General features: G+C 45.2%; 16 protein-coding genes and 3 rRNA genes. 8 read left to right on the top strand and 11 right to left on the bottom strand.

The annotated features are described in order from the left end of the window. Nucleotides 1-106 precede the first annotated feature (106 nt). The 5 genes from GSF13_RS05430 to GSF13_RS05410 all read left to right on the top strand — a co-directional run bounded on the left by GSF13_RS05430 (nucleotide 107) and on the right by GSF13_RS05410 (nucleotide 3,361). Complete coding sequence (locus tag GSF13_RS05430) at nucleotides 107-289, top strand: hypothetical protein (RefSeq protein WP_010378070.1); 183 nt, start codon at nucleotides 107-109, stop codon at nucleotides 287-289. Between the two features lie 279 nt (nucleotides 290-568). Then, a complete protein-coding gene (locus GSF13_RS05425; protein WP_211867408.1) occupies nucleotides 569-979 on the top strand; it encodes a hypothetical protein in 411 nt (136 codons plus the stop codon). 8 nt (nucleotides 980-987) lie between these two features. Beyond that, nucleotides 988-2,364: a class II fumarate hydratase gene (locus GSF13_RS05420; RefSeq protein WP_211867406.1), complete on the top strand. Its 1,377-nt coding sequence runs from the start codon at nucleotides 988-990 to the stop codon at nucleotides 2,362-2,364. Nucleotides 2,365-2,471: 107 nt separating this feature from the next. Continuing rightward, a complete protein-coding gene (locus GSF13_RS05415; protein WP_211867404.1) occupies nucleotides 2,472-2,972 on the top strand; it encodes a hypothetical protein in 501 nt (166 codons plus the stop codon). An 8-nt stretch (nucleotides 2,973-2,980) separates the two neighbouring features. Further along, a complete protein-coding gene (locus tag GSF13_RS05410) occupies nucleotides 2,981-3,361 on the top strand; it encodes a hypothetical protein (protein ID WP_206472075.1) in 381 nt (126 codons plus the stop codon). Between the two features lie 17 nt (nucleotides 3,362-3,378). On the opposite strand, the gene GSF13_RS05405 is transcribed toward GSF13_RS05410, so the two are convergent. From GSF13_RS05405 to GSF13_RS05390, 4 genes are all read right to left on the bottom strand, one after another. Continuing rightward, nucleotides 3,379-3,564 carry a hypothetical protein gene (locus tag GSF13_RS05405; protein WP_010378060.1) on the bottom strand — a complete coding sequence of 62 codons (186 nt, stop codon included), beginning with the start codon at nucleotides 3,562-3,564 and terminating at the stop codon, nucleotides 3,379-3,381. 580 nt (nucleotides 3,565-4,144) lie between these two features. Then, nucleotides 4,145-4,258: ribosomal RNA gene (rrf, locus tag GSF13_RS05400) — 5S ribosomal RNA — on the bottom strand. Nucleotides 4,259-4,497: 239 nt separating this feature from the next. Beyond that, nucleotides 4,498-7,476 (bottom strand): 23S ribosomal RNA (locus tag GSF13_RS05395). A 266-nt stretch (nucleotides 7,477-7,742) separates the two neighbouring features. Beyond that, nucleotides 7,743-9,274, bottom strand: a 16S ribosomal RNA gene (locus GSF13_RS05390). The 16S, 23S and 5S rRNA genes sit together here, the layout of an rRNA operon. 567 nt (nucleotides 9,275-9,841) lie before the next feature. Between GSF13_RS05390 and GSF13_RS05385 the strand changes: the two genes are divergently transcribed. Then, nucleotides 9,842-10,387, top strand: coding sequence for a gamma carbonic anhydrase family protein (locus GSF13_RS05385; protein ID WP_235368482.1), 546 nt, complete (start codon nucleotides 9,842-9,844; stop codon nucleotides 10,385-10,387). Here GSF13_RS05385 and GSF13_RS05380 read toward each other — a convergent pair. Both GSF13_RS05380 and aroE read right to left on the bottom strand, forming a co-directional pair. Then, nucleotides 10,373-10,606, bottom strand: coding sequence for a DUF1488 family protein (locus GSF13_RS05380; protein ID WP_102055806.1), 234 nt, complete (start codon nucleotides 10,604-10,606; stop codon nucleotides 10,373-10,375). The two genes, GSF13_RS05385 and GSF13_RS05380, sit on opposite strands and share 15 nt — an antisense overlap. 2 nt (nucleotides 10,607-10,608) lie before the next feature. Beyond that, nucleotides 10,609-11,421, bottom strand: coding sequence for a shikimate dehydrogenase (gene aroE / locus GSF13_RS05375; RefSeq protein WP_211867402.1), 813 nt, complete (start codon nucleotides 11,419-11,421; stop codon nucleotides 10,609-10,611). Between the two features lie 29 nt (nucleotides 11,422-11,450). On the opposite strand from aroE, the gene GSF13_RS05370 reads away from it, so the two are divergent. Continuing rightward, nucleotides 11,451-11,900: a group II truncated hemoglobin gene (locus tag GSF13_RS05370; RefSeq protein ID WP_010379482.1), complete on the top strand. Its 450-nt coding sequence runs from the start codon at nucleotides 11,451-11,453 to the stop codon at nucleotides 11,898-11,900. Between the two features lie 105 nt (nucleotides 11,901-12,005). Further along, complete coding sequence (locus GSF13_RS05365; protein WP_211867400.1) at nucleotides 12,006-13,613, top strand: methyl-accepting chemotaxis protein; 1,608 nt, start codon at nucleotides 12,006-12,008, stop codon at nucleotides 13,611-13,613. A gap of 48 nt (nucleotides 13,614-13,661) precedes the next feature. Here GSF13_RS05365 and hemF read toward each other — a convergent pair whose 3' ends face one another. From hemF to dprA, 5 genes are all read right to left on the bottom strand, one after another. Next, entirely contained in the window at nucleotides 13,662-14,573 is a 912-nt protein-coding gene (gene hemF, locus GSF13_RS05360) for an oxygen-dependent coproporphyrinogen oxidase (protein WP_211867398.1), read from the bottom strand. An 8-nt stretch (nucleotides 14,574-14,581) separates the two neighbouring features. Then, entirely contained in the window at nucleotides 14,582-15,160 is a 579-nt protein-coding gene (locus GSF13_RS05355; protein WP_211868944.1) for an L-threonylcarbamoyladenylate synthase, read from the bottom strand. Next, nucleotides 15,157-15,723, bottom strand: coding sequence for a type I DNA topoisomerase (locus GSF13_RS05350; RefSeq protein ID WP_010604181.1), 567 nt, complete (start codon nucleotides 15,721-15,723; stop codon nucleotides 15,157-15,159). Before GSF13_RS05350 ends, GSF13_RS05355 begins: the two co-directional genes overlap by 4 nt. Before the next feature lie 197 nt (nucleotides 15,724-15,920). Next, entirely contained in the window at nucleotides 15,921-16,394 is a 474-nt protein-coding gene (locus GSF13_RS05345) for a DUF494 family protein (RefSeq protein WP_010376797.1), read from the bottom strand. A gap of 4 nt (nucleotides 16,395-16,398) precedes the next feature. After that, entirely contained in the window at nucleotides 16,399-17,481 is a 1,083-nt protein-coding gene (dprA, locus tag GSF13_RS05340) for a DNA-processing protein DprA (protein WP_211867396.1), read from the bottom strand. Nucleotides 17,482-17,501 lie beyond the last annotated feature (20 nt).

Below are 17,501 nucleotides of genomic sequence, written 5' to 3'. Positions count from 1 at the left end.
GCAAGGCAAATAGCTAAAATTTCCACTAAGCAATTAAAATTAGAAAAGAAATTTATTTTGGTACAACTTCTGCTAAGTTTAAAGAGTACTAAGAGGAGAAACGAGCATGAAAATTTCAGAGATCACCCAAATGCCAAGCCAACTTAAAAGCGAAGGACTTGTTCTGAAGAAGCGTAAAAATACCTTCACGAAAAGTCGTGCTTACCGACAAGAAGTCGCTAACCTGATGCAACTCGAAGAACAAGAGAAAGAGCATTCAGAGCAGCAATATCTCCTCGGCTATAATTAATACCAATTGTATTAGGTAAATGAGCTATTTGAAGCGGAGAAATAACTTTAGTAGCTAGGCAAAAATTTTGCTATTTAGTTGTTCTAAATGAGAAATTTTTAACGACGCTAATATGGTATTTCACCCTTCAAATTGATTGGAGACTTAGTGCAATTGGTATAAGCTCAATCACACTTTCTTAAATTCATTTCAGACTCATAGTGAGCTGCTATGGTGAATGCTAAACAAATCGTTTGGCAGTGCGAATACTAAAGCTTGAATTGCCAACCAAACGATGTAATGATAACCATTATCATTACATCGTTTGGTTTTGTATTTATGCAGCTAGCTACTTTATTACAAACTTATCGTGCGAAGCTTAATCGCCACTACCAGCGACCACAACTTGAGGCGCCGCTCTTGGTTGCGGAATATATTTCGGCAGGCATAGGCATGGCGAAATGGTACGAGCGCCATAATAACCCGCTGCTGCAAGAGCTTTATCTTAAAAATACATTGTCCGAACTGTTAGAACAGATTGCCGATCCACTCGTTGATACAGCCATACGTAAACAATGCATGGATCAATTATTTAAACCTTTGTTGGCACTAAAACGGTTTTATAAACATCACCATACTTCGTCACGGCAATTTTTGAAGCTCCAGCGAGATGCGTGCCAAACCTGCCAGCAGTTTAACCCTTTTTATTAGGAGCAACGATGACTACATTTCGTCAAGAATCCGATAGTATGGGAACATTAGATGTTCCTGAGCATGCGCTCTACAAGGCGCAAACACAACGCGCTGTAAATAACTTTCCTATTAGCGGGATCACAATGCCAAGTAGCTTTATCAAAGCCTTGGCCTATATCAAACAAGCCGCAGCAGAAACCAATCAATCCCTTGACCATCTATCAAGTGATAAAGCAAAAGCAATTGTGAGTGCCTGTCAGCAGCTAATTGATGGCAAACACTTAGATCAATTTCCGGTAGATGTCTTTCAGACTGGCTCTGGTACCAGTTCAAATATGAATGCCAACGAGGTGATCGCCACGTTGGCGACTGAGTTAAGCGGTGTCGCAATTCATCCTAATGATGACGTTAACATGGGCCAAAGCTCAAACGATGTGATCCCAACAGCGATTCACGTGAGTAGTGCAATCACAGCAGTGTATGACCTTCTGCCAGCACTAAAACACTTATCTAGTAGTATTGAACAAAAAGCAGAGCAAGTTGGTCATCACGTCAAAACTGGCCGGACGCACTTGATGGATGCAATGCCAGTGACCTTTGCACAAACATTAAGTGGCTGGCAAGCGCAAATAGATAATGCCTGTCAGGGCATTGTTCATTCCTTAGAAAAAGTCTACGAGTTAGGTCAAGGTGGAACAGCGGTAGGCACAGGTATTAATGCCGATCCTCAGTTCGCTAAATTATTTAGCCAAAACCTGAGCACTAACATCGGGATCCGTTTCAGTAAAGGCAATAACTTTTTCTATCATATCGGCTCACAAGACGCGATTGTGGGACTTTCAGGCCAACTTAAAACCTTTGCAGTAGCACAAATGAAGATAGCCAATGACTTGCGCTGGATGAATTCAGGACCGCTTGCTGGCCTAGGTGAAATCGAGCTTGAGGCGCTACAACCAGGCTCTTCAATCATGCCAGGTAAAGTAAACCCAGTTATTCCAGAAGCGGCTGCAATGGCCAGTGCTCAAGTGATAGGTAATGACGCAACGATTAGTGTTGCAGGCCAGTCTGGCAATTTTGAGCTGAATGTTATGCTGCCAGTGATTGCATTAAATATTTTGCAAAGCATTGAGATCCTCTCAAATACCGCGAGGTTACTTGCGGACAAAGCTATTTCAAGCTTTAAGGTGAATGAGCTGAATATTCAAAAGGCACTGGCTAAAAACCCGATTTTAGTTACCGCATTAAATCCTGTGATCGGGTATGAAAAAGCAGCACAAATTGCCAAGCTTGCCTACAAAGAAGGACGCCCAATCATAGAGGTCGCTGCTGAGCAAACCGATCTGAGTGAACACGAGCTCCAATCATTACTCGATCCGCAAAAACTCACCAAAGGCGGTCTATAGCGCTGTCCCTCACAGCCTGCGATCACATATAGTGTATGCAGGCTGCAGAGCTTGCTATTCCTTAAGGACTTGCGTAGTTTAATTAGCAAACATTAGGAGAGCATATAATGAACAAGATGATCCCCACTTTACTTGCAACTTTTTTGCTGTTTGGTTGCCAAGAAGAAGTAACTAAAGAAGATGCTGTAGAACAAAAAGCACAAGAGACCAAGCCTGTAAGCGAAAAGCGCACCGAAATTAAAGAATCAAAAGAAGCAAGCTTACCTATTCAACAAGATGGTAAAAAGCTCGATACCTCTGACATCAAAACCCATAAACAGTCATTGGAAAGCGTCGTGGCCGACAAAAGCTGTGATAACGATACCCAGTGTAAAGTCATTGCCGTTGGCGATCGTGCCTGTGGTGGCCCTTCTTCTTATCTAGTGTATTCAACAAGATCAGCAGATGAGGCCCAAGTTAAGCAGTTAGCGGAGCAAATTACTACATTAGAGCGCGCCTATAATATGCAAAATCAGATGATGAGTATCTGTCAGCATTTAATTGAACCCGCAACACAATGCGTTGAAAATAAGTGTGTTAAACTAGAAAATAGTCGTCCTACATACTAGAGGCAATAATGAAGTTAGCTATTTCTCTCGCTTGCATCGGCACGCTAATTGCAGCGTTATCTGGCTGTGAAATGACACCAAGCGATGCAACAAGTCGCTCGAATGCTACGTATACACTCAGCGATATAAGAGCAAATATAGGATGTGATGCAAGCTATCAGTGTAAAGTAATTGGAGTAGGTGAGCGATTAACCTGTGGTGGACCAAGAGAATACCTGATCTATTCAACGAAGCATACTGATGAGCAAGATGTAGAAGCAGCCGTTAGCGCCATTACAGAGCAAGAAAAGCTGAATAACAAAGGAAAAGCGCCAGCGGTTAGTTGTGAACCTGTGATGCCAATACAAACCCTATGTATTGCCCATACCTGTCAGGCTGTGCCTCTATAGACTGATGAGCACTCAGGTTATCGGATAAGCTCATTGATCACTGAGATCACCATCACTAACAGCGCACAAATACTCGCATTAATAATGTACTTCACTTCAAGCTGCTTCTTAATCCAATAGCTATACATAAAGCGAATTAAGTAAGTGGCTGAAGTACCAAACAATGCAAATATTACCAACAGTGCAATTAAATGAAATGACACGCTAAATCCCCGCTTTTTAGCCCATCATATCGTTAATTGACCCTTCCTTATAGCCCTTATTGCATAAAACCATATAGCAGCTTCTCGCTTACAAATGCTCGGTGGATAAACCACCTCCTACCATGTTGCACTGTGCCTATACTGTGGTAGGAGCGCATTTACTTAGGTTTAGAAAACCTCGCGAGATTTTTCCGGAACTTCATTGCAAGCCATCGGCGGGTAAACCGCCTCCTACCATGTTGTACTGTGCTTATAATACTATGGTAGGAGCGAGTTTACCTCGCGAGATTTTTAAATCACACATAGCAAAAAAACCGTCGCATTACTGCAACGGGTTTTTCTTATAAGGCCCTGACGATGTTCTACTTTCACATGGGAAGCCCACACTATCATTGACCGGGGCCGACCCTTCAGCTGTTTTGTTTCACTTCTGAGTTTGGGTGACGAGAAACCGAAGCACCGCTTCGCAGTTCGAGGAAGTGAGCGCAAGGACGCGCGAAGGGGAGATGCTACATGGAAGTACTTTACCCCAAACAGCAAAAAACCCGTCGCATTGCTGCAACGGGTTTCTCTTATTTGGCCCTGGCGATGTTCTACTTTCACATGGGTAATCCACACTATCATCGACGCTGTTTTGTTTCACTTCTGAGTTCGGCATGGGGTCAGGTGGGTCCAAAACGCTATAGTCACCAGGAAAACTGGGTGCAAATGTCTAATGACATCGTGCCTCGCACGAGCATTCCATTTGCGCAAGGTGAACCGATTTCGCGATACCGCTTAGGTTGGTCACCTTGTTTAATTCTTAAATCCGGAAAAGCTATTAAATTCTTTTGTCTACTTTAGTCTATTAACTTCTGTTAGCTAAGGCCTCCATGGATGGAGGTCATGCTAGGAATTGTCTGGAACAATTCTAGTAAACCACTTTGGCGTTGTATGGTTAAGCCTCACGGGTAATTAGTACGAGTTAGCTTAATGCCTCACAGCACTTCCACATCTCGCCTATCAACGTTGTAGTCTTCAACGGCCCTTCAGTTGACTCTAAGTCAAAGTGAGAACTCATCTCGAGGCCTGCTTCCCGCTTAGATGCTTTCAGCGGTTATCAGTTCCGAACGTAGCTACCGGGCAATGCAATTGGCATCACAACCCGAACACCAGCGGTTCGTCCACTCCGGTCCTCTCGTACTAGGAGCAGCCCCTCTCAATTCTCAAACGCCCACGGCAGATAGGGACCGAACTGTCTCACGACGTTCTAAACCCAGCTCGCGTACCACTTTAAATGGCGAACAGCCATACCCTTGGGACCGACTTCAGCCCCAGGATGTGATGAGCCGACATCGAGGTGCCAAACACCGCCGTCGATATGAACTCTTGGGCGGTATCAGCCTGTTATCCCCGGAGTACCTTTTATCCGTTGAGCGATGGCCCTTCCATTCAGAACCACCGGATCACTATGACCTACTTTCGTACCTGCTCGACGTGTCTGTCTCGCAGTTAAGCTTGCTTCTACCATTACACTAACCGTACGATGTCCGACCGTACTTAGCAAACCTTCGTGCTCCTCCGTTACTCTTTGGGAGGAGACCGCCCCAGTCAAACTACCCACCAGGCACTGTCCTCAACCCCGATTCAGGGGCCTAAGTTAGAACATCAACACTACAAGGGTGGTATTTCAAGGTCGGCTCCACAGAAACTAGCGTTCCTGCTTCAAAGCCTCCCACCTATCCTACACATGTAGGGTCAATGTTCAGTGCCAAGCTGTAGTAAAGGTTCACGGGGTCTTTCCGTCTAGCCGCGGGTACACAGCATCTTCACTGCGATTTCAATTTCACTGAGTCTCGGGTGGAGACAGCGTGGCCATGGTTACACCATTCGTGCAGGTCGGAACTTACCCGACAAGGAATTTCGCTACCTTAGGACCGTTATAGTTACGGCCGCCGTTTACCGGGGCTTCGATCAAGAGCTTCGCCTAAGCTAACCCCATCAATTAACCTTCCGGCACCGGGCAGGTGTCACACCGTATACGTCATCTTACGATTTTGCACAGTGCTGTGTTTTTAATAAACAGTCCCAGCCACCTGGTCACTGCGGCTCTCGTTTGCTTACAGAGCAAGTCTTTCACAAACAAGAGCGTACCTTCTCCCGAAGTTACGGTACAATTTTGCCTAGTTCCTTCACCCGAGTTCTCTCAAGCGCCTTAGTATTCTCTACCTGACCACCTGTGTCGGTTTAGGGTACGATTCAGTATGAACTGAAGCTTAGAGGCTTTTCCTGGAAGTAGGGCATCAACAACTTCACCACCTTAGTGGCTCGTCTCGACTCTCAGCCTTAGCAACCCGGATTTTCCTAAGTCACCAGCCTACAGCCTTTCACATGGACAACCAACGCCATGCTTGCCTAGCCTGCTCCGTCCCCCCATCGCATTCATACCGAGTACGGGAATATTAACCCGTTTCCCATCGACTACGCTCTTCAGCCTCGCCTTAGGGGTCGACTCACCCTACCCTGATTAACATGGGATAGGAACCCTTGGTCTTCCGGCGGAGGAGTTTTTCACTCCTCTTGTCGTTACTCATGTCAGCATTCGCACTTCTGATATGTCCAGCATGCCTCCCGGCACACCTTCAGCCACTTACAGAACGCTCCCCTACCCCGCGAATATACCCCGAAACTATCTCTTGCCAACTCAACGTGTTGGTCGCTTGACCGTTGGGCACTTCGTGCGTCAACGTTAATCTTAAAATAGTTTGGGTGGTATATTCGCAGCCGTAGCTTCGGTGGTATGTTTAGCCCCGTTACATCTTCCGCGCAGGCCGACTCGACTAGTGAGCTATTACGCTTTCTTTAAAGGGTGGCTGCTTCTAAGCCAACCTCCTAGCTGTTTTAGCCTTCCCACATCGTTTCCCACTTAACATACACTTTGGGACCTTAGCTGACGGTCTGGGTTGTTTCCCTCTCCACGACGGACGTTAGCACCCGCCGTGTGTCTCCCGGATATTACTTTACGGTATTCGGAGTTTGCAAAGGGTTGGTAAGTCGGGATGACCCCCTAGCCTTAACAGTGCTCTACCCCCGTAAGTATTCGTCCGAGGCTCTACCTAAATAGATTTCGGGGAGAACCAGCTATCTCCCGGTTTGATTAGCCTTTCACTCCTAGCCACAGGTCATCCCCTAACTTTTCAACGTTAGTGGGTTCGGTCCTCCAGTTGATGTTACTCAACCTTCAACCTGCCCATGGCTAGATCACCGGGTTTCGGGTCTATACCCTGCAACTTAAGCGCCCAGTTAAGACTCGCTTTCGCTACGGCTCCCCTAAATGGTTAACCTCGCTACAGAATATAAGTCGCTGACCCATTATACAAAAGGTACGCAGTCACCCAACAAGTAGGCTCCTACTGCTTGTACGTACACGGTTTCAGGTTCTATTTCACTCCCCTCACAGGGGTTCTTTTCGCCTTTCCCTCACGGTACTGGTTCACTATCGGTCAGTTGGGAGTATTTAGCCTTGGAGGATGGTCCCCCCATATTCAGTCAAAGTTTCACGTGCTCCGACCTACTCGATTTCACTTTAGATAAGTTTTTGTGTACGGGACTATCACCCTGTTTCGTCATGCTTTCCAGCATCTTCCACTAACTACACTAAAGCTTAAGGGCTGCTCCGATTTCGCTCGCCGCTACTTTCGGAATCTCGGTTGATTTCTTTTCCTACGGGTACTTAGATGTTTCAGTTCTCCGCGTTCGCCTCGTTAACCTATGTATTCAGTTAACGATACCTGCAAGCAGGTGGGTTTCCCCATTCGGAAATCCTAGTCTCAAGCGCCTCTTACTGGCTTGACTAGGCTTATCGCAAGTTAGTACGTCCTTCATCGCCTCCAACTGCCAAGGCATCCACCGTGTACGCTTAGTCACTTAACCATACAACCCAAAATAGTTTTAAGTTGTACTGCTAAAGACAGTTTAACTTCGCCAGAAGTTAATATTGAATACTAAAGTAGACGCTAATTAATCATCGAAATGATTAATCGGCATTTTCTTTCGAAAACTCGATAAATAACTTTCGTTATCTATCAGAATTTAATTTTTCAGCTTTTCCAAATTTTTAAAGAGCAATATCACTTAGCCATCAGGCCAAGCAACAATCATCTGTGTGGACACTTCGAACAAATAAGTTCTAAATCGTATAAGGAGGTGATCCAGCCCCAGGTTCCCCTAGGGCTACCTTGTTACGACTTCACCCCAGTCATGAATCACTCCGTGGTGAACGTCCCCCGAAGGTTAGACTATCCACTTCTGGAGCAACCCACTCCCATGGTGTGACGGGCGGTGTGTACAAGGCCCGGGAACGTATTCACCGCAACATTCTGATTTGCGATTACTAGCGATTCCGACTTCATGGAGTCGAGTTGCAGACTCCAATCCGGACTACGACAGGCTTTAAGGGATTCGCTCACTATCGCTAGCTCGCTGCTCTCTGTACCTGCCATTGTAGCACGTGTGTAGCCCTACACGTAAGGGCCATGATGACTTGACGTCGTCCCCACCTTCCTCCGGTTTATCACCGGCAGTCTCCTTAGAGTTCCCGACCGAATCGCTGGCAACTAAGGATAGGGGTTGCGCTCGTTGCGGGACTTAACCCAACATCTCACAACACGAGCTGACGACAGCCATGCAGCACCTGTATCAGAGTTCCCGAAGGCACCAAACCATCTCTGGTAAGTTCTCTGTATGTCAAGTGTAGGTAAGGTTCTTCGCGTTGCATCGAATTAAACCACATGCTCCACCGCTTGTGCGGGCCCCCGTCAATTCATTTGAGTTTTAACCTTGCGGCCGTACTCCCCAGGCGGTCTACTTAATGCGTTAGCTTTGGAAAAGTTGTCCGAAGACCCCAGCTCCTAGTAGACATCGTTTACGGCGTGGACTACCAGGGTATCTAATCCTGTTTGCTCCCCACGCTTTCGTACATGAGCGTCAGTGTTGACCCAGGTGGCTGCCTTCGCCATCGGTATTCCTTCAGATCTCTACGCATTTCACCGCTACACCTGAAATTCTACCACCCTCTATCACACTCTAGTTTGCCAGTTCGAAATGCAGTTCCCAGGTTAAGCCCGGGGCTTTCACATCTCGCTTAACAAACCGCCTGCGTACGCTTTACGCCCAGTAATTCCGATTAACGCTCGCACCCTCCGTATTACCGCGGCTGCTGGCACGGAGTTAGCCGGTGCTTCTTCTGTCAGTAACGTCACAGCTAGCAGGTATTAACTACTAACCTTTCCTCCTGACTGAAAGTGCTTTACAACCCGAAGGCCTTCTTCACACACGCGGCATGGCTGCATCAGGCTTGCGCCCATTGTGCAATATTCCCCACTGCTGCCTCCCGTAGGAGTCTGGACCGTGTCTCAGTTCCAGTGTGGCTGATCATCCTCTCAAACCAGCTAGGGATCGTCGCCTTGGTGAGCCTTTACCTCACCAACTAGCTAATCCCACTTGGGCCAATCTAAAGGCGAGAGCCGAAGCCCCCTTTGGTCCGTAGACATTATGCGGTATTAGCCATCGTTTCCAATGGTTGTCCCCCACCTCAAGGCATGTTCCCAAGCATTACTCACCCGTCCGCCGCTCGTCATCTTCTAGCAAGCTAGAAATGTTACCGCTCGACTTGCATGTGTTAGGCCTGCCGCCAGCGTTCAATCTGAGCCATGATCAAACTCTTCAATTAAAAGTTTTTTCGAAACCTAAGCTTCGTGCTCATTGAATTCTGATTGTTTGTTTCTACTTTTCAAAAAAGTAAAATCAAAACGAATTGACTATATAGTCACTCAGTTACAATTGAGACTCTAAATTTGTTTGCGTCATCTAGCGAACTAGAATCTGCTGTTAGAACTCAATCTGTACGAGTGCCCACACAGATGATTGCTTCATATTTTTAAAGAACGTTTCGAAACATTTCGCCGTTTCGAGGGATGTGCATTCTAAGCATTCCCAACTTTTTGTCAACACTTAATTTTGAATTTCTTGAGAAGAAGTTTCGAACTTAAGTTTTACTTGACGCTAACTCGTTGCTGCTTTGCTTTTCAGCGTAGCGCCCCGTGTCAGTGGGGTCGCATTATAGGGCGATCCGATTTTAGTGCAACTCTTTTTTTAAAGAAAATTGCGAAAAAACGTTTTTTCGAGCAAAAATGAAGCGAAGCGCTTATTTTTGACACTTTTACTTATCTTTTTGCAGTTTTTTCGTACTAGAGTTTTACAATTCAACACTCTACACTAGTGACACAAGACACGAGAGATGAGTAATCTAGACATGCTTAGAAGTTATAAAGGTAAATCCCCGCGCTTGGCACAAGGCGTTTATATTGATGAATCATCCGTTTTGGTCGGTGATATAGAAATTGGCGAAGACAGCAGCGTTTGGCCATTGGTTGCAGCCAGAGGCGATGTGAACTACATCAAGATAGGGAAACGAACTAATGTTCAAGACGGCAGCGTACTGCATTTAACAAGAAAGAGCACTTCAGTACCTGACGGTTACCCGCTTATTATTGGTGATGATGTGACTGTTGGCCATAAAGTCATGTTGCATGGTTGCAAACTTGGTAATCGTATTCTCGTAGGTATGGGTGCAATTATTATGGATAACGTCACCGTAGGAGATGACGTTATTATTGGTGGTGGTGCACTTGTCCCGCCTAATAAAAATCTTGAGTCCGGTTTTTTATATGTCGGTAGTCCGGTAAAACAAGCCAGACCCCTCACCGAACAAGAGTTACAATTTTTAAAAGTGTCCGCCCAAAATTACGTGGAACTCAAAGATGAATATTTAGAGGAAAGCTAAACTTATCTCTCCCGCCTCATTAAACGCTTCATCCTCTATTAATTGCTCAGCCTGCATTTCATAATCGAATTGGTGCTGAGCAAAGTGTGCTATTGCAGCTTCCTGCTCAAGCTTGGTTGCAATTTTACAGCGGATCAGCTGACCATTGGCCATCGCCGTAAACGTCAATTCTCCCTGTTGATAACTGATGTCATCATTAAACAGTATTGCTTGGTTCATATTTACCCTCTAATAAGCCTAAATATTTCGGACGTATCAGGTCTCACCCCTCGCCATTGGTAAAACGCTTCTGCGGCCTGCTCAACTAACATACCTATGCCATCAATCAATTGCGTTTGTTGATTATGTTGCGCCACCCAGTCTAAGAAACTTGTTTGCTGGTCGCTGTAGAACATATCGTAGGCAACTACGCAGGATGTAATAACAGTAGGGCTAACATCTGGCACTTGCCCTGTGATGCTCGATGAGGTGGAGTTAATCACAATATCGAAACCAATGTCGGGGGTATTGTTTAAGCCACACCCTGTAACCTCTCCATACGAGGAAAATTGCTCTGCTAGTTGCAATGCCTTTGACTCCGTACGATTGGTCATGACGATCCGTTTTGCTCCGGCCTGGAGGAGCGGATAGATACAGCCTTTGGCGGCGCCACCTGCACCAATCAATAGTACGTTAGCTCCCTCAAGTTTAGTTTGGTGTTTCATGAGATCTCGTACCAGACCTGCACCATCAGTATTATCGCCTGTAATACTGCCATCTTGCTGTTTGATTAGGGTATTGACGGCACCAGCGAGCTTAGCTCGTTCGGTGAGGGTATCTGCAAAGGCAAATGCCTGCTCTTTAAAAGGTAAAGTCACATTCGCACCACAACCACCTTGAGCAAAAAATGTCGATGCAGTTTGAATAAAGGCATCTTCTGGTGCCAAAATAGCCTCGTATTCTAATTGCTGCTGGCATTGCTGTGCGAATTGCGCATGGATTGCTGGCGATTTAGAATGTTTTATCGGATTACCGAATACCGCGTATTTGTCCATCGTTATAAGAGCGCCTTGAAAGAGTCATTATGAAGCAGTTAATTAAACGTATCTTTAATAAAGATGCAACCGTAGAACAAACAAATAGTGCCCCCACGCCAGAAAAAACACCTTATGAAATCATTGGTGGAGAACAAGGCGCCCGCGATCTTGCCAACCGCTTTTACGATATTATGGCAACCGACCCCTATGCAAAGCCGCTTTACGATATGCATCCACAGCCATTAGATAGGATCAGACAGGTATTTTTTGAATTTCTTTCTGGTTGGTTAGGCGGGCCCGATTTATTTGCAGAGAAATATGGTCACCCACGCCTAAGAATGCGCCATATGCCCTTCCCTATCGACCAAGATTTACGAGATCAATGGATGCACTGCATGAATAAAGCATTAGACTTAGAGGTAGGAAATCCATTATTAAGAGAAGGATTAAGGCAGTCCCTCGCTCAGCTTGCGACACATATGATTAATCAGGAATAAAACTAAAGTACTAGTTAATTAAAATTACACGGCTATTTTGCGCTAGGTCAAATCTCGCTCTTGAGTAGAGATGCATAATCACTGTTCTAATTGTGTACAGGTGCGATGCGTGTGAAATCTATTCAACATAAAATTTATGCGTTACTGGCTGTGACGGGCGTGCTCGTCTTGATTGCCAGTATCCTTAGTAGCAGCAGTCAACAAAAGACGCTCGCTGAAGAAACAGTCGAAAGTAATATTAAGCTACTGGCAGATAATTACTTTGATTCTATCAATACTATGATGCTGACCGGCACCATGGCAAACCGTGAAATTCTGAGTGATAAAATTCGCAATCATCCAAATATCGAAGATGCGCATATTATCCGCTCCGAGCAAGTTAATAAGCTTTACGGTCCAGGTAATGCAAATCAAGCACCTAACTCTGAGGCTGAGTTTGATGCGTTAAACGGAAAAGAGATCTTAGTTATTGAACAGCGCGACGGTAGTCGCATCATGACTTATTTAAAGCCGATGGTGGCCAAAGAAAGCTATAAAGGAACAAATTGCTTGGGTTGTCATCAGGCAAAGGAAGGCGATGTGCTCGGTGTTGTGCGGATCAGCTACTCTTTGGATGATATTGATAATACGGTACAGACTAATACATGGTTTAGCACTGCGCTTCTCTCTGCTATCTTTATTACCACCTTTGTAATTTTAGGCGTACTTTTCAGGAAGCTCTTTATAGTACGACTAAAAACGCTAGGCCGAACCATGCGCCTCGCAACGACGAACAAAGACTTATCATTACGAGTAAACGACCAAGTCGATGACGAGCTTGGACGCTTGGCGATTAACTTCAATAAAATGATGGATAGCTTTAAAGACAATATTGCGCAGTTATCCAACTCTTCGAAAATACTTATTCACTCAGCAGAATCTATATATGCTTCAGCGGAAACTACCGAGCTGGCCATTCAAGAGCAAAAACAAGGGACGGACTCTGTTGCAGCCGCAATTAATGAGCTTGAAAGCTCTTCAAGTGAAGTAAAAAATACCACCCACTTTGCATCAGAAAAGTCTGATAGCAGCAATCACCTCGCGGAGGAAAGCATGGCTGTTGCTAATCATACTGAGCAAAGTATCAACCAATTAGCACAAGATGTAAGGCAAGCTGCAGAACAAGTTTCTCAGCTTCAAGCACAAACACTAGAAGTGGGTAAAGTACTCGAAGTGATCAGTAGTATCGCGGAGCAAACCAACCTCTTAGCGCTCAATGCAGCAATAGAGGCCGCACGAGCCGGGGAAGCAGGAAGAGGGTTTGCGGTTGTTGCGGACGAAGTCAGAACACTTGCGACACGAACACATGACTCAACCGATGAAATCAAACGTACTATCGATAAGCTACAGTCCGAGGCACAGCAAACCGTGGCAGCAATGAGTGCTTCTTGCGAAGAAGCAGATGACCGCGCACATCAGGTCAAGAAAGTGGCACAAGCGCTTAAAGACATCTCGACACAGATGCACGAAATTAATGCCTTAAACCTGCAAATTGCCGATGCCACTGAGCAGCAAAACTTGGCCGCTGAAGAAATCAATCGTAGCGTAGTGGCGATTAGCGATAATGCTGAGCGCTCGCTAGTTGATGCCCATGGCTCTAAACAGATCAGTGAAGAGTTGCTCACCCTTGCGCGCGATTTGGATGAGCAAGTGCGCGGATTTAAATTAAACTAAGTGAACCGCTAAAAGTAAAAAAGGAGCTTCGGCTCCTTTTTTACTCTATTACATCGCCAACCAATTCTTTGGCGTAAGATAATTATAAAGCTCAGCTTCTTTCGATCCTAGCTCTGGCTGGAAGTCATACTCCCAACGTGCCAATGGTGGCATCGACATTAAAATAGACTCGGTACGTCCACCTGTTTGTAGACCAAACAATGTGCCTCTATCCCATACCAGATTAAATTCAACGTAACGGCCTCGGCGATATAGCTGGAATTGACGCTCTTGTTCGCTATACGGTGTATCTTTGCGTTTTTCAATAATAGGCAGGTAAGCATCAAGGAAGCCATTACCAACAGCTTGCATAAATGCAAAGCTCTTTTCAAAGCCCCATTGGTTTAAGTCATCAAAGAATAAACCACCCACACCTCGAGTCTCATCTCGATGTTTTAAATAGAAATATTCATCACACCACTTTTTGTAGTCACCGTATACCGCGTCACCAAATGGTGCGCACAAATCCTTTGCTACTTGGTGCCAGTGCTTCACATCATCAAGAACTGGATAAAATGGGGTTAAATCAAAACCGCCACCAAACCACCAAATCGGCTCTTCACCTTCTTTCTCAGCAATAAAAAAACGCACATTGGCGTGGCTAGTTGGAATATTGGGATTCTTCGGGTGGATCACTAAAGATACCCCACAGGCATGGAAGCTTCTGCCTGCTAACTCTGGACGGTGTGCCGTCGCAGAGGCTGGCATGGAAGCGCCAAAAACATGTGAATAGTTTACCCCGCCTTGCTCAATAACATCGCCATTACGGATCACGCGAGTGCGACCGCCACCACCTTCAGCACGCTCCCAGGCATCTTCAACAAACTGAGCGTTACCATCGGCAGCCTCTAAGCCTTGGCAGATATTATCTTGTAGTTGTAATAAAAAGGCTTTTACGGTCTCTAGGTTTATTTTACTCATGGTACTTTTTATCCTCGGATCACTTGGCCAGTCATTGCATTTTTGATGACGCTTGGGGTCGTATTACCGCCTAACTCACCTTCAACATAATAGCCAACTTGCGAGCCAAACTGGCTACGAGCTTCCGACAACGAAACAACTGGAGTTTGACCCGTTACATTGGCACTGGTAGATACAATCGGCTTACCAAAACGTTGACACAACTGCTTTACAATGAGATGGCTAGTAACACGAATAGCGATAGTGTCGTGTCCCCCTGTTAACCAATGCGGCGTACTGGCTTTCGCTGGCAATAACCAAGTAATAGCGCCTGGCCATGACGAAAAAATATCAGCGCGCTTATCCATCGGGATTTTATTGTCATCCACGTAGGGCAAACATTGACCATAATTGTCGGCAATTAAGATTAACCCTTTTTCTATGGGTCGAGATTTGATTGTTAGCAACTTAGTGACCGCATCTTGGTTATCAGGATCACAACCTAAACCATAAATGGCTTCCGTTGGATAACAGATCACTTTGCCAGCTTGAAGTGCCGACTCGGGCGTTGTTATTGTCGCAGCATCCGCTTTATTGTCATTACTCACGGTATTTCCACTATCTTTTGACATGATTTCTGCGGGCATTGTAGCACAGCTTTACCCGCTCGGGTTTTCTCCACCAGCACGGGCCAATGACACTCAGGACAAGCCTGCTCTACAGGCTTGGCGTTCAAGGTATACTTACAACTTGGGTAAGTGTCACAGCTATAAAAGTGTTTACCAAACTTATTTTTACGCTGAATTAGGTTGCCTTTTTGGCATTTTGGACACGCAGGCAACGCCGCTGTGGGTGGCGCATCTTCATGACCAATATAGTGGCAATCAGGATACCCAGTACAGCCAATAAACATGCCGTAGCGGCCATTTTTTATCACTAGATCTTTGCCACATTCAGGACAAGCCACATCTTCTAGTACTTTAATTACATGGCTATCATGATGTGCGAGCGGGCGAATATAATCACAAGTCGGGTAGCTAGCGCAGCCAATAAATGGACCATTTTTACTGTTTTTGATTACCAGCTCAGAGCCACATTCTGGGCATACTTCATACTCTTTTTCTAATGCATGTTTGTCTGCATTAAATAATGCATGGTCTATTTTACTCATCGCTTTACCACCGCCCCTTGTGCAAGTATGCGCCTAATATAATAGCCTCGTTTTTAGGGTCAAGGAAATGATGGAAATTCCCCCTTGCAAGTATTTGATATCAGTGTTTTCAACTAAGCAGGAACATTATTTGAAAGGCGGTAAGCTGAAGTCAGAACCTCAACTTACCGAAGGAAACTTGCCATGCTAGAGCAGAGTTAATGAACTACAGATGCAGGCTCGGTAAAAATCAGATCTTCCATCTGCGCATAAGCATGTTCTTTACCCGGCACATTAAATAGCACCATTAGTATCACCCATTTTAAATCATCTAGGCTGATATAGGTTTTATCCAACGCGAATAAACGATCCATCACCATTTCTCTGGTGGTACTGTCAATCACTCCGACTTGTTCCACAAACATTAAAAAACCACGGCTTTCAACGTCTAGCATATTGCATTCGCTATCGGTGTAGATCCGTGTCGCATGGTCCGGTTTAGCATTTAAATAGGGGTTTTCGTCACTGTGTTGTAAATCTGCAAGTTGCTCAAGCCAATCAAGCGCTTTGTATATTTCGCCTTGATTAAAGCCGGCGCGAAGGAGTTCATCGGTGAGTTCGTTTTGTTCGACAAAGATTTCTGCCTCACTGTGAATATAGTTCTCAAATAAATACATTAAAATATCAAACATCTTCTTAACCCCTCGCGAGTTTTATGTAGCCGTCGAGTACACGCTCTACTTTATCTTCGAGTTCTAGGTCCAATAGTCTGGCAATCACCTGTTCTACTGGCCACTGGGTCCTTTGCGTTAAAGTGTCGACTGACGTCACCTCAAAGCCAAGGTTTTCTAATACGGGACATTGCTCCTCTTTTTGCTCCCCTATTTCTATACTATATAGACTGTTTTCACAAAAAAAGCTCACTTCTTCCAAAATATCCTCAATATTTTCGGTGAGTTTTGCCCCTTGCTTAATCAAGTAATGACAACCGCTACTTAATCGATTTTTAATTGAGCCAGGGATCGCAAATACTTCCTTGTTTTGCTCCAGTGCATAGCGTGCAGTAATCAGCGAGCCACTTTTTACTTCGGCTTCAACCAACAAAACACCCAAAGATAAACCTGAAATTATGCGATTACGCCGCGGAAAGTGATTACTATTTGCTTGAGTATTTGGTAAGAATTCACTCACCACCAAACCATGCTGCACGATGTCTTCATAAAGCCGTTGATGGCGTTTGGGGTAAACAACATCAACACCAGTCCCTAGCACAGCAATGGTTCCTCCTTGAACATCAAGTGCACCTTGGTGCGCTGCGCCATCAATCCCTCTTGCCATACCCGACGTCACCACCAACCCCGAGCGACTTAAGCCCTGTGCAAATTCATGTGCAAGCCCAAGCCCAGTTCTCGTTGAACTACGACTACCGACAACCGCAATTTGTGGTTGTTTTAATAACGCAATGTTCCCTCTGCAAAAGAGCACTAAGGGAGGGTTACAGATCTCTTTTAGTTGCTCGGAGTACTCAGGAGAAAACAAAGATACAACATGAATTTGCTGACATTGACAATAAGCCAATATGTGCTCGATACGAGACCAATCTGTGCTCGCTAAATTGGCAGCAACATTTTCTTGTAGCCCAAGCTGACAAAGCTCAACTTGGCTTAATGTGAATAATTGCGCAAGGGGGACGTGATTAAGTAATGCAGTGATGGTTTTGATACCCAGCCCTTGGCAAAGGGTTAATGCCAAAGCTTGAGCTAGTTTAGCTTGTTTCATACTCTCTCCTTGAGTTTACT

The organism is Pseudoalteromonas sp. M8 (assembly GCF_018141365.1).
In the GTDB taxonomy this organism is placed as follows: domain Bacteria; phylum Pseudomonadota; class Gammaproteobacteria; order Enterobacterales; family Alteromonadaceae; genus Pseudoalteromonas.
The sequence above is the reverse complement of the archived record's forward strand: the minus strand, read 5'-3'. Positions and strand labels throughout refer to the sequence as shown.

Bases quoted from the DNA above. Each gene is read 5' to 3' on its own strand.
- hemF (WP_211867398.1), bottom strand. From the start codon at position 14,573: ATGAGTAAAATAAACCTAGAGACCGTAAAAGCCTTTTTATTACAACTA.
- GSF13_RS05410 (WP_206472075.1), top strand. From the start codon at position 2,981: ATGAAGTTAGCTATTTCTCTCGCTTGCATCGGCACGCTAATTGCAGCG.
- GSF13_RS05380 (WP_102055806.1), bottom strand. From the start codon at position 10,606: ATGAACCAAGCAATACTGTTTAATGATGACATCAGTTATCAACAGGGA.
- GSF13_RS05385 (WP_235368482.1), top strand. From the start codon at position 9,842: ATGAGTAATCTAGACATGCTTAGAAGTTATAAAGGTAAATCCCCGCGC.
- dprA (WP_211867396.1), bottom strand. From the start codon at position 17,481: ATGAAACAAGCTAAACTAGCTCAAGCTTTGGCATTAACCCTTTGCCAA.
- GSF13_RS05350 (WP_010604181.1), bottom strand. From the start codon at position 15,723: ATGAGTAAAATAGACCATGCATTATTTAATGCAGACAAACATGCATTA.
- GSF13_RS05415 (WP_211867404.1), top strand. From the start codon at position 2,472: ATGAACAAGATGATCCCCACTTTACTTGCAACTTTTTTGCTGTTTGGT.
- GSF13_RS05420 (WP_211867406.1), top strand. From the start codon at position 988: ATGACTACATTTCGTCAAGAATCCGATAGTATGGGAACATTAGATGTT.
- GSF13_RS05345 (WP_010376797.1), bottom strand. From the start codon at position 16,394: ATGTTTGATATTTTAATGTATTTATTTGAGAACTATATTCACAGTGAG.
- GSF13_RS05365 (WP_211867400.1), top strand. From the start codon at position 12,006: ATGCGTGTGAAATCTATTCAACATAAAATTTATGCGTTACTGGCTGTG.
- aroE (WP_211867402.1), bottom strand. From the start codon at position 11,421: ATGGACAAATACGCGGTATTCGGTAATCCGATAAAACATTCTAAATCG.
- GSF13_RS05370 (WP_010379482.1), top strand. From the start codon at position 11,451: ATGAAGCAGTTAATTAAACGTATCTTTAATAAAGATGCAACCGTAGAA.
- GSF13_RS05425 (WP_211867408.1), top strand. From the start codon at position 569: ATGATAACCATTATCATTACATCGTTTGGTTTTGTATTTATGCAGCTA.
- GSF13_RS05430 (WP_010378070.1), top strand. From the start codon at position 107: ATGAAAATTTCAGAGATCACCCAAATGCCAAGCCAACTTAAAAGCGAA.